This window comes from Paenibacillus auburnensis (assembly GCF_927798115.1).
GTDB lineage: Bacteria > Bacillota > Bacilli > Paenibacillales > Paenibacillaceae > Paenibacillus_AQ > Paenibacillus_AQ auburnensis.
The window spans coordinates 134988-147955 of sequence record NZ_CAKMMG010000004.1 but is presented as its reverse complement, the minus strand read 5'-3'; the positions used below and the strand labels follow the sequence as shown (position 1 = coordinate 147955).

Below are 12968 nucleotides of genomic sequence, written 5' to 3'. Positions count from 1 at the left end.
ATTGGAACGGGGAGCGGGATACAGCGGTTTAAAAATTATTTTTGAACAAAGCGCAACTTTTCCGGAACTCCTGCGTTTAAGGTGTAGAGTCATTTACACCAGGCATTTGCTGATTAACACTAATAGCTAGGGCAATGCCGAATGGAAAAATTAGCTTTACGTGACTTGAGGCACATTGTATAATACTTAGGTAGAATTAGGAATCTAGTATTACTATGCCTTAAACCTGTTTACAAGTTTCTGTGATACCCGTCACAGACATTATTTATACTTAATATGCTCAACTCGGGAAAGGGGGTGCATCGGCTAATGAGTGACATGAGCTACCCAACTAAAGAAAAATCTCAGTTCATGAACGTCCAAGGAGGAGAAAAAAAGGTTATGAAGAAAATTTTATCCGTAGCATTATCTACAGCAATGGCATTCTCGATGTTTGCCTCTGTAGCGTTTGGTGAAACTGCAACAACTCCACAAGCAAAATTTGATGCTTTGGCAGCTAAAGGTGTTCTTAACGGATACCCAGATGGTCAAGCTCACCTTGAAAAAGATCTGACTCGTGCAGAGTTCGCTAAGATCGTTACTAAATTGTTCGGCCTTTCAGAAGTAACTGGTAAATTGTCTTACAAAGACAAAGGTTACACAGCTACTAACTGGGCTGTTCCTTACATCGAAGCTGTAACTGCAGCAAACTTGATGCAAGGTAAAGATACTGTTAAAGGTATCTTCGACTACAACGGTAAAGTAACAGTTCAAGAAGTAGCAGCTGTATTGTTCCGCGCTTTGAAACTAGAAACTCCGGCAACAACTGATAACTCCGCATCTGCATGGGCTAAAGGCTATGCACAAGCAGTTATCAACGCTGGTCTGGTTGCTCAAGGCACCAACTTCAAAGCTAACGCTACTCGCTCTTTGGTAGTAGAAGCAGCTTATGCAGTTGACAACATGACAACTAAAGTAGCTGTTGCTAGTGCAGAAGCATTGACTCCAACAACTGTGTTGGTAACTTTCGCTGACAAAACAACTACTACACTGACATTGACAACTGCCCTGGTTGAAGGCGTAGAAACTACAATTCCTACGTTCAAATACAAAGGCTTTGACTATGCAGGCGTTAAAGTGACTTTGGCAGCTCCTAAAGTAGTTTCCGTAACTGCTCCGAACTCCAAACAACTGGTTGTTAAATTCAACCGTGCTCTGGATTCCAAAACGGTTATTGGAACAACTTATGGTACAGACACACTGGCTCCTGGAGCAATTGCTGTTACTACGTTGACAGATGCTCAGCCTGTTGATATTCGTTATGCAAATGCTACTCTGTCTTCCGACAAGACAGAACTGGTACTGACTCCAGCGGGTAGCGCATACTTCAAAGGTCAATACACTGTAACAGTAACTGCAGATGTTAAGACTGATACAGGTGTTAAGGTAACTCCTTACACAACTCTGCTGACTGTTGCTGATACAACTGCTCCAACAATTGTATCCGTAACTTCCACAGCTAAAGCTACTACTAACAAAGTGGTTGTGAAATTCAGCGAGCCAGTTCAAGATGGGGCTGTTGCTTATGTTGACGGTGTATCCGCTACAGTGCCTACTGGATCTGCAAGATCTTCACTTGATGAAGTAGTCCTGACAACTTCGACAACTCTGGTTACTGGCAAAACTTATGATGTTTCATTCCTGAACGTTAAAGACTTTGCTGGAAACTACATTACGCCGAACCCAACTAAAACTACAGTAACTGTTGTAGCTGACGTTGAACTGCCAACAATCTCCAGCTTTGCCGTATCCGGTGAAGACACAATCAAAGTTGTATTCAGCAAAGCAGTTGATATCAACTCCCTGAACGGTGTATTTACATTGTTGAATTCTAACGGTGTTAGCCAAGGTACCCTGGTTCCTTCCAAAGGTAGTGATAGCAAAACCTTCACTCTGAAAACTCCGGCTGTTCCAGCATTCACCAATGGTGTATTCAACGGAACTGTAGTAATCGGCGCTGGAATCAGAGACCTTCTGGGCAACGTAACAACAGCTACTTCAACTCAAGCTGTTACTTTCACTAAAGATAGCGTAGCTCCTACAGTATCAAGCGTGACTTACACATCCACTGGTCTGGCTGTGAAGTTCTCCGAAAATGTTGAAGTTAAGGGAAGCAACTTCACGTTGGTTAATGATGCTACAGGCGTTCCAACTCCGGTAACTGTTGCTACTTACAAAAATGAAGATGGCGTTGTTACATTCAACAATGTTACAGGCCTTGCAACAGGAACCTACACTCTGCGTCTGCCAGCCGGATTTGTTGTTGACTTGTCTTCATCTGCTAATAAGAGTGCTGCAACGGTTCAAGCTGTAACAATCACTGCTACAACCTCTACAGATTCCAAAGCACCTGTATTCATTAGTGCGCCTGTAGTTGTTCCAACTCCGAAGAGTGCAAGTGACCAACAAGTTACTTACACAATTCAAGATGCTAGCGGCTTGAATCTGAATACTGTTCGTGATATCAATAACTACACCCTGGATTCTAAGGCTCTGCCAGCTGGTTCTTATGTAACAACCAACTATACTGGTAAGGCTAGTGATAACCTGGTGGTTAATGTTTACATTCCATCGAGCGGAATCAGTGCATCCAAGGGCTTTGACTTCTTGATCACTGGAGTCCAAGATGCAGCTGGTAACGCAATCACTCCACAGCTGGCAAAACTTGCTTTGGTTGATGGCGTTGCTCCTAAGCTGGCTACTGCAACAATCTCAGCTGATGATGCTACTAAGTTGATTGTTAACTTCACTGAGCCTGTTAAAGGCATTGACGCAACTAAATTTGTAGTCAAAGTGAACGGTGTTGAAGCTACAAACGGAGTGGCCATTGCATCTGTTTCCGGAAGCAAGTACTTCATCACAATTAGTGCGATTCAAGATAAATACAACGGCGCTGATGTACTGTACTTCGACAACAACAAAGATGGAAAAGTTCAAGCTAGTGAAATCGTAGCTTACACTTCCGCTAAAACTGGTGTGATTGATCTGAGTTCTTCATTCGTTAATGCAATCTCTGTAACGATCGCTGACAAGTCCGGTGTTACTGACATGGATGATAACGCAATCGACAACAGCGTAACTGTAAACGTAGTTAAGTAATTCGGTTTTACCGAAGCCCAGAATAGCCTCTTCGGAGGCTATTCTTTTTTTTAGCATTTTTCGAATTCTGGAGGAGGAAGCTGATGAAAACCGTTTGGAAAGTTTCCATGGCAACCGTACTGCTTGCTGGAAGTGTATGGGCTGGTTCCGTACTGAATATCACCGCTGAAGGCGCAAGTGTCGGCTCGCAGCCAGGTACAGCTGATGATCCCGTTGTAACGAAAAGTTATGTGGATCAGCAAATTCAAAAGGCACTTCAAGGCGGATCTATAGCTACTCAGGCACCAACGGCAACCGCAACACCTGTCGTAACTGCTGCACCATCATCATCACCTGCTCCGAGCAATAATGAAGCTATAATTGTTGACGTGAAACCGGGTCAGACTTTAATTGCCGGAGCGGGTGCTGAATTTATTGTCCGGGCGGGTAAAGCTGTAATTTATTCACAGGACAGTAATGGCGTCGCTGATTTAACGGATGGCACCGATCTTACCAATGGCCTTGCAGCACCTTCCAATCATTTATTATCGTTTCCCCGTGATGGACGGGGGATAACTGTTCAAGAAGGTCAAACCTTAGGGCTTGTAGTTATGGTACGAGGTTCGTACACATTGAAATAAAGAAAAAATACTTTATTAATATTAAGGATACCCTGTGGGAGGGATCCTCATACACCGGAACTCTTTCCCACTGCTGACAAACATTAAACGGACTCAAAGCTATGGATCAGGCGCAGAATACTTCCTGTAATCTTTAAAAATAATTTCAGGAGGTGCTGTAACATGGCACGTACTAATCGCACAGTGGTACCGGAAAGTCGGGCAATGCTAAAACAAATGCAATATGAAATTGCAGCAGAATTCGGTCTATATGGTGCTTCCTATGGTGGAGGAGCAGATACTGAATTTGCTTCTGAACTTGGAGCGCTTGGTGGGGTAGGAGGAATTGGACGGAGTCAGTATCTTGGCCATTTAAGCTCCAGAGATAATGGTTCTGTTGGCGGAGAAATTACCAAGAGGCTTGTGAAACAAGCTGAGCAGTCTCTTTTCACATAACTTAGCAAGTGCCGGTTGAGACTGCCTTTAATTGACACCATCCGGCAAATAAGATAATATGACTTTTGAGGAAAGCCTTAAACCTTTTCCATATGGAAAAGGTTCATTTTTTGAAGCCGGCATCTATAATTTCTTGATATTATTCTTATTTTATTTGGCCTGTTATTACTAAGGAGCCCCCTTATACAGTGTCAGACTAACAATATGGGAGGTTGTTGTACGTGTCTATTAAAGGACGTCATTTGTTTACTTCCGAGTCCGTAACAGAGGGACATCCGGATAAAATCTGTGATCAGATTTCTGATGCAGTGCTGGATGCTTTTCTGGCCAATGATCCAAATGCCCGTGTTGCCTGCGAGGTAGCTGTAGCAACGGGTCTTGTGCTCGTCATTGGTGAGATTAGCACTAAGTCGGAGTATGTCGATATTCCTGCTATTGTACGCAATACCATTAAAGAAATTGGCTATACCCGCGCAAAATATGGTTTTGACTATAATACTTGCGCTGTACTTAGCTCATTGAATGAGCAGTCTGCTGATATCGCGCAGGGTGTAAATGCGGCTCTGGAGCATCGTGATCCTGCACAGGTTGCTGAAGAAACAGCAAATATTGGCGCTGGTGACCAAGGCCTAATGTTTGGCTTTGCAACAGATGAAACACCTGAATTAATGCCTTTGCCGATCGCTTTGTCGCACCGGATTGCCCGCCGTTTGTCTGAAGTCCGTAAAGACGGCACTTTGGAATATTTGCGTCCGGATGGCAAAACCCAGGTAACAATTGAGTATCAGGATGATAAACCGGTACGAGTAGATACAATTGTAGTATCGACTCAACATGCGGAGGAAATTTCACTTGAGCAGATTCAGGCGGATATTAAAGAACATGTTATTCTGCCGGTTGTTCCCGCTGAATTGCTTGACGAGAAAACTAAATACTTCATTAACCCGACAGGCCGTTTTGTCATTGGCGGTCCGCAGGGGGATGCCGGATTAACCGGACGCAAGATTATTGTAGATACATATGGCGGATATGCCCGTCATGGCGGAGGCGCATTCTCCGGAAAAGATCCAACCAAAGTCGACCGCTCTGCTGCCTATGCAGCCCGTTATGTAGCGAAGAATCTGGTGGCTGCCGGCCTTGCTTCCAAATGTGAAATTCAATTGGCCTATGCAATTGGGGTCGCTAATCCTGTGTCGATTAATGTGGATACATACGGAACAGGAAAGATCAGTGAAGAAAAGCTGGCTGACCTTATCAGCAGTAATTTTGATCTTCGTCCTGCCGGAATTATCTCCATGCTGGATCTGCGCAAACCGATTTACAGACAGACCGCGGCTTACGGCCATTTTGGCCGTACCGATGTCGATCTTCCTTGGGAACGTGTGGATAAAGCAGAGATGCTTAAAGCTCAAGCTGGAATCTAATTTATACATCAATATAGACAAGCCTGCAGACAGGTCTTCTTTTATAAGAAGACTGAAGTCTTCGGGCTTTTTTTTGCTTTCTACTGAAGAAGTTGAAGATATGGGAGTGATCTGAACCGGGAAGTCTTCTAAACTTTGGAAGCCTTTTAGCCGAAATATAAGAATATGTATAAAGACGAGATAGTATGGCTTGAGAGGAGTCTATCACCGCATGAAAAGGAAAATTTCAATATGGACGGCACTCATTCTGGCAGGAAACCTGGTGCTCGGTACAGGGTATTCATCTATCGGAATCGGAAGCTCGGCAGTGCATGCCGCAAATGAATTTAGTATGTCCACATCCCCTGTCCAGGGAGAGGTGAATGTGAGCGTAGCGTCTTCCATCAAACTAAGCTTCGATCGTCAGGTAACTCCGCAAAGCGGAGACATCACCGTTACAGCACTAGGGTCCAGTCAACCCTATGTAACTATCCCCGTGGGGAGCTCAGGCCTAATCAGCAGTTCAACACAATATCAGCTTAAATTAGGTAAAGACCTTGAGTACAATAAGACCTATACCGTTAATGTGCCCCAAGGCATGTTTAAAGACGGACTGGGACTGGAATCAGCGGCAGCCTCTTGGACATTCACGACCGCGCCATCCATCAACCCAGCGATCACTGCAAGTGATTATTCTCCTGCGAATTATTCACGGGTGGATAGCAACCTTTCTCAGCTTAGCTTTAAGCTTAACAAGAAACTTCAGCGGGGTGGAGGTTCAATTAAGCTTATCGCCTCAGCTGACAACTCTGTAGTGCAGGAGTTTAAGCTCAAAGACGGAGAGGGTTATGTCAATTTACAAAGTGATGCCTCCTCAACTACGGTGACTTTGATTTTGGCAAGTAAACTGATCTCTGGCAGCAGCTACTACGTGCTGGTTGATCCATATGCACTTAAAGATGATGACAACAAATCCTTTGCAGGGATTTCTACAGGGAATGTCTGGAGTTTTTCAGTCAAAGGATCGGCTGTCTCATCTGTAAATGTATCTCCAGCTAACGGAGCGGGTGCCGTCTCGACAACAGGCAATCTCCAGCTGACCTTTGACCAACCGATGATGCCGGCTACGGGAGTAATCAGTTTATCTCCAGGTAGTTCAGACGGTACCAGGTATTTCAACGTGAACTCCTCTGCAGTTACGGGAGGGGGAACCCGTTTTATTACTGTGGCTGCTGCTTCTGCAGCGAGTCCGTTGTTAAGCAATACGCAGTATACGGTGACTATTCCGCAAGGGGCCTTTTATGATCAGGACGGAAATATTTTCCCTGCCTCTGGAGCTTATACCTGGAGCTTCACGACCACTTCGCTTACGGGATTTGGCGTAACAGCGCTTAGTCCGGCTGACCGTAGTGAGTCTGTAGGTATGAGTCAACCCATTAAGATTGCATTCAATCAGGCGGCAACTTTAACCGCTGAGAGTGGAGTAGCTCTGTATAAAAGCAGCGGAACGAAACTTACAACAGCTGTATCGGTAGTTCCAGGTACTAATTCCAAGGAATATGTGATAGTACCTTCCACAACACTGGAGAATGACACTACCTATTATATTGATATCGCCAAAGGGGCATTTGTTGACAGCAACAATAACCAATACGAAGGCATTAACGGTAAAAACGCATGGAGCTTCAAGACGATTGCTTTGGATAAATCGGCTCCTGTACTCTCTTCAGCAGTGCTCGAGAATAATCGTACAATCCGTTTAAAATATGATGAACCGCTGAATTCATCGGTAGCACTGCTTATGAGCAGTTTTTCAGTAACGGTCAATGATGAGAAAAGAGCGATCGAAGGTATTTACATTCAGGGAGACAGCGTATATGTGACGCTCAGCACGGGTGTAGCTGTAGGGCAAATTGTTAAGATCTCCTATTCAGGCGGCTTGAGAACGATTCAAGACTTGAGCGGAAATACGGCAAACAGTTTTTCATCGCGGCAGGTAACGAATTCGGTTCAATCAGCATTGCCTACACCCAAAGACGGAACGTTGTCTGGAAAGACTGTAATTTTGAATTTTAATGATTCGCTGAGAACTGCTTCTACAGCTGGCTATGGCCAGTTCTATGTATATGCAGACGGCGTTTCATTGGGCGTTAATTCTGTTAGCTCTAGTGGTTCTTCAATTACTTTAGGCGTAAACAATGTAGCATCCAGCGGTCAGGCAGTCCGGATAACCTACATCGCCGGCTCTTACCCGCTGCAGGATCAGTACGGTCAGAATATAACAAACTTCAGCGATTTCTATATTCGCAACACCAGCGACACGACCGCTCCGGTATATCAGAGCGCAGTCGGTTCAGGCAAGCAGATTATACTTACTTATAATGAAGGATTATCCCCGGGCAATCTGCCGATGATCAGTCAGTTCTCAGTGCTGGTAGGAAGCACGCCTAACTATGTAACCAACGTAGCCGTAAGCGGAAATCAAGTAACACTTACTGTAGAGAGCACGCTTACCACGACCAGTTATACCACAATCTCTTATGTTCCGGGGACTGCCGGAATCAGCGATCTCAATGGCAACAGGGCAGCCTACATTAATCTACAACCTGTCTCTATCTCGGGAAGCAGTGTAACGACAGTGCCGAATATCAGCTCAGCAACCATCACTGGTGATGAGCTTACCGTTACTTTCAGTAAAAGTATGCAGGCCAGTACGTCACTGTATGCCGGGCAATTCGCAGTCAGAGTAGACGGAAGTATGGTAGGGGTACAATCTTTCAATGTTTCCGGAGCAACCCTGAAATTGGTGCTGTCTACAGTAGTTAAAACCGGACAAGCCGTTGACCTGTCCTATATGACAGGAGCTGGAGGCATTTTTGATGTTAGCGGGAATGCTCTTGCGTCATTTACAGCACTTTCCGTTCAGAACCTGACTGGGGGAACCACCACAACGGGTAGCCGTCCTTCCTATCTGGGTACGCTCACTGCAGGTGAATTTGGGAAGGAATATCCGCTGCTCAAGAGCGACTCCGCTTCTGCGGCAGATGATCGTTCTGTTTACAGCCAGTCGCTCAAAAGATATACGCTAACCACGGATCGCCTGGTTGCCAGCTATGAATATCTTAATAAGCTGGGTACGCCATCCTTAGTATTTGAAGTTCCTTCAACAGAGCTAGCCGCCTATGTGTCAGTACCGCTCAAGCCGCTGTTGGATGCCGTAAACCGTAACAGTAAATCGACATTCGGGGTTCGCTACGGTGACAGCATGTTTACGCTGGCGCTGGATGATATCAATATGAACAGCCTTGCCGCAAACCTTATCGCAGACAGCAACACGATATCGCTTGTACTCCGGCTGGAGAAGGTTCCAACCGGCACATACACGCCTTTCGAGCAAAAGCTTAGAACACAAGGATTGCAACCTGTAACCAGCTTGACCGATATCCGATTGAGCGCTGTGGTCAGCGGCAATTATTCCAATGGTACTGTTCTTACTGTACCGGGAGAGTATTCAGTGCGCACGACTTCAACATTGAATAATGACCAGGTATCAGCGGCCCGATTAGATCTTGCCTATTATGATGCTGCTTATCTGCCTACCAAGATCAGCACCGCCGGAAGTTATACTGTAATCAAGGCCAGTACAACAGGCAATCAGGTAGTCGGCACGTTCCTCTCAACACGCAGCTTTACCGATATGAGCAAGCACTGGGCAAAGTCGACTGTAGATTTACTTGCTGCCAAAAATATTATCGACAGCAGTTACGGTACCGCGTTTAAGCCTGAACTGAAGATAACCCGCGCTGAATTTGCAGTAATGCTCAGCAGGGGACTGGGGCTGCTGGGGGACAGGGTGACTGCACAGCAATTCAGAGATGTTCAGCCTTCCACCCAGACAGGTGATTATATTGGGGCAGCGGCTAAAGCGGGTATTATTACAGGGAATACAGACGGTACCTTCCGGCCGAATGATAATATTACCCGTGAACAGCTGGCAATCATGATTATCCGCGCTATGGAATATACGAAGAATCCGATCACACTAAGCGGCTCTACTTCATCTGCGTTAAGTGCCTTCAAAGACAGAGGTAAAATCCAGAATGCAAGTGCTGAATTTGTCGCCAAGGCTGTACAGGAAGGAATTATACTGGGAATGACTACCACTGAATTTCAGCCGCAAGGTAACGCTACCAGGGCCCAGGCGGCGGTGATGCTGCAGCGTATGCTCGGTATGGCAGGTTTCCTATAGATAAAACAAGATATCAAGCTAAAGCCCCGCTTTGCGGGGCTTTTTTTGTGCTAAGATAAGCACTTATTTGTTTAGCCCAATAAACTCTATTTCTCTTTCAAGCAGAAACGGATACCTTCCCTAATAGGATGGCACAGCCGTTTCTTCTTATATCTGCATAGACTTACCAGGCTATTAAATCGGGCGGAATCTAGCAAACTTCGCAACTTTTTGGCTTCATTTCAGTCTATTAAAGTGTTAAGGAAAAATGGAAGCCTGTTCTTTGACTGGAAAAATAGATGCGGATATCAGAGAACTTATATTAAAAAAAGAGATGGGAGAGTTACACTGAAATGAATGAAGTTTCCATGGAAAAGAGAAACGAAGAGCATACACAGGGGGGAAGAAGGTTACCTGCCAAACGCTGGATTGCGGCATCATTGGCCGGTGTACTCTGGATCATGCCGGTAATCGGAAGCGAAGGACTGCCTGGATGGGGATCCACTACTATACCAGTAGCCCAGGCAGCAGCGAGTTCTTTTACAGTGACCAAGCTGGGTGAAGAAGTAATCACTTCTGGTGCGATGATGATGAAATATAAGTTCACAACACAACGTTCGGGCATAAACGCTACCGGGCTGGCTGATGTCATCCGTGTAGACTTGAGTAATCCTTATGTATCCCTTGATGTAATGACCGGAAAGGGCGGCAACCTGACTACCCGTCAAAGCACTGGCGGTATGGCAGCTGAAACCGGGGCAGTAGCTGCAGTTAACGGTGATTATTTCAACACCGGCGGCGAAGGTGCGCCGATAGGGGGACAAATTTCAAGCGGGGTTGTGGTTTCTACACCCTCACAGCTTGATGGAATGTACGCTTTTGCAGTGACCAAAGACCGCCAGCCGGTGATCGACGAGTATACTTTTGAAGGACTGGTCACAGCTGAGGACGGTGCACAGTTTCCGCTGTCAGGTATTAATAAAGGGGCTTACAGCCCTGAAGGCGGCAGTTCTACATACAGTCACGCCAATGCTGCCTATCTCTATACGGATGCCTGGACCGCACTGGCCCGGCCGAAGAATAGCTCTACCACACCAACGGAGGTACTGGTAGAGAATGATACGATCACTCAAATCTCATTAGATGCAGCATTGCCGATGGCAGTTCCAGAAGGGGCATACATCCTGCGGACACACGGGCTTGCAGCACAGTTCGTCAAAGCTCATCTGGCAGTAGGTCAGAAACTGAGCAGTGTGTATTCCTTAAAATCAAAAACGACACAGCAAACTGTTGATCCGGCAAGCCTGCAAATGATGATTGGCGGGCATACCATCCTGGTCAACAACGGTAAAGCAGCCACCTTCTCGCGGTCGACGAGCAGTATCGGCGGCTACCGGGCCCGTACAGCACTTGGTTATTCCCAGGATGGCCGTTACGTATATGTCATTGCAGTGGAGGATAATGCCAATAGTGCAGGTATGTCGCTGACAGAACTACAATCATTCATGACAAACATCGGTGTCTGGAAAGGATTGAATCTGGACGGAGGGGGCTCTACGACCATGGTAGACCGTCCGCTGGCTGAAACGTCGACTAAGCTTACCTTTAATACGGAATATGGCACGGAGCAGCGCAGCATTGTCAACGGCCTGGGAGTCTACACATTAGCTCCTCAGGGAGAGGTAAAAGGAATAAAGATCAGCGGCAGCTCAGCACTTCTGATCGGGCAAAAAGCAACCTTTACGTTAAAAGGCTATGATACGTATTATAATCCGATAGATTTAGCGTCGGCCAATCCGGCATGGGTATCCAGCGGTGGCAGTGCTACAGTGAGTGCAGGCGAAGTTACGGGTGTCAAAGCAGGAACAGTTACACTGACCGCGACCAGCGGCGCTGCAAGTGCCTCTGCGAAGGTTACCGTTTTAGGCGGCGACGATCTTGCCAGCCTGACGGCAGGGACGGCTACAGCTCCTCTGGCAGCTGGTGCCTCGGTCTCCGTACCCGTAACAGCAACTGCTAAAAGCGGTGCGACACTGGCTGTGCCGAATTCAGCGTTGAAATGGGAATTTGTCGGGTTCAAGGGTAATGTGCAGGATGGCAAGCTGACGGTTGAATCGGTGAATGCCGGGGTCACCACAGGGTATGCGATTGCCCGGTACGACGGGTTCAGTACTGCGGTTGTTTTATCGACTGCAGCGGCTACACCATGGGAGAACTTTGATAATGTAACCTATCCGATCGCCTTTACTTCGAACGTGAGTAGTGTCACTGGAACGGCCGCAATCGTGGCTGGAACGGCGGAGCGGGCAGGTTCCAAAGTGTTGTCACTCAGCTATGACATGACTGCCGGCAGCGGTAAAATGTATGCCTATGCCCAGCTTAACGGATCCTCCGGCAAGAGCATTCCGGCAGCTGCCACTTCGATGTCACTTGATGTGATGGGGGATATGAGCCTTAACTGGCTGCGGGCAGAAGTTGTGGACAGCGCTGGAGCAACAGCCTATATTGATCTTGCTAAAGTCATTGACTGGAACGGTTGGAAGAGCCTGAACATTGATTTGTCAGGATCAGGAATTAAATTCCCTGCGTCGCTGAAAAGAGTGTACGTAGTGAATGTAGAAGAAGGACAGGATGAACGGGCTAAGACAGGTACTGTTGCTTTCGATAATCTTTCCTTCGTGATGCCTTCGCTGTCCAGCGAAGCCGGGCTTCCAAATGGCTCCGCAGCAATGATCATCGGCTCCAAAGCAATGATGGTCAATGGGACTAAGAAGTCGATTGATGTAGCTCCGATCGTCAAGAATGATACCACATATGTGCCGATAAAATATGTGCTGGATGCTTTTGGCGGAAGTGCCGCCTGGGATCAGAGCACTAAGAAAATCATGGTGCTGCGTGGTGCCAAGGCGCTTGATCTGACAGTAAATAAGAAGGAATTTATTCTAAACGGGAAGCGTCAAAGCGCTGAAGTAGCTCCTTTAATCCTAGATGGCAGGACTTTAGTACCTCTTCGCCTCGTCTCAGAACAGCTCGGATTGACTGTAAAATGGGAACAGAAAACGAAGACCGTAACTATCGAATCGTGATATGGTAATATTAAAGGAAAGCCTTTAATACGATCCGATAGAAATGGGGCAAGCATCC

The 12968-nt window shown here is 46.4% G+C and carries 6 protein-coding genes; all 6 read left to right on the top strand.

Going from position 1 to position 12968, the window contains the following annotated elements; all coding sequences use genetic code 11:
* Window positions 1-309 precede the first annotated feature (309 nt).
* The 6 genes from L6H70_RS16285 to L6H70_RS16260 all read left to right on the top strand — a co-directional run bounded on the left by L6H70_RS16285 (window position 310) and on the right by L6H70_RS16260 (window position 12910).
* Window positions 310-3138: an Ig-like domain-containing protein gene (locus L6H70_RS16285; RefSeq protein WP_236334926.1), complete on the top strand. Its 2829-nt coding sequence runs from the start codon at window positions 310-312 to the stop codon at window positions 3136-3138.
* Window positions 3139-3221: 83 nt separating this feature from the next.
* The gene (locus L6H70_RS16280) at window positions 3222-3758 is read left to right on the top strand and encodes a hypothetical protein (protein WP_236334925.1); all 537 of its coding nucleotides are present in this window, start codon (window positions 3222-3224) and stop codon (window positions 3756-3758) included.
* Between the two features lie 162 nt (window positions 3759-3920).
* Window positions 3921-4193, top strand: a complete 273-nt coding sequence (locus tag L6H70_RS16275; protein ID WP_236334924.1) for an alpha/beta-type small acid-soluble spore protein — start codon at window positions 3921-3923, stop codon at window positions 4191-4193.
* A 221-nt stretch (window positions 4194-4414) separates the two neighbouring features.
* Window positions 4415-5617, top strand: a complete 1203-nt coding sequence (metK, locus tag L6H70_RS16270; RefSeq protein WP_236334923.1) for a methionine adenosyltransferase — start codon at window positions 4415-4417, stop codon at window positions 5615-5617.
* A 211-nt stretch (window positions 5618-5828) separates the two neighbouring features.
* Window positions 5829-9845: an Ig-like domain-containing protein gene (locus L6H70_RS16265; RefSeq protein WP_236334921.1), complete on the top strand. Its 4017-nt coding sequence runs from the start codon at window positions 5829-5831 to the stop codon at window positions 9843-9845.
* A 347-nt stretch (window positions 9846-10192) separates the two neighbouring features.
* Window positions 10193-12910, top strand: a complete 2718-nt coding sequence (locus L6H70_RS16260) for a stalk domain-containing protein (RefSeq protein WP_236335186.1) — start codon at window positions 10193-10195, stop codon at window positions 12908-12910.
* Window positions 12911-12968: the final 58 nt, after the last annotated feature.

Coding starts and splice junctions, on each gene's coding strand:
- L6H70_RS16285 (WP_236334926.1), top strand. CDS start 310: ATGAGTGACATGAGCTACCCAACTAAAGAAAAATCTCAGTTCATGAAC.
- L6H70_RS16280 (WP_236334925.1), top strand. CDS start 3,222: ATGAAAACCGTTTGGAAAGTTTCCATGGCAACCGTACTGCTTGCTGGA.
- L6H70_RS16275 (WP_236334924.1), top strand. CDS start 3,921: ATGGCACGTACTAATCGCACAGTGGTACCGGAAAGTCGGGCAATGCTA.
- L6H70_RS16265 (WP_236334921.1), top strand. CDS start 5,829: ATGAAAAGGAAAATTTCAATATGGACGGCACTCATTCTGGCAGGAAAC.
- L6H70_RS16260 (WP_236335186.1), top strand. CDS start 10,193: ATGGAAAAGAGAAACGAAGAGCATACACAGGGGGGAAGAAGGTTACCT.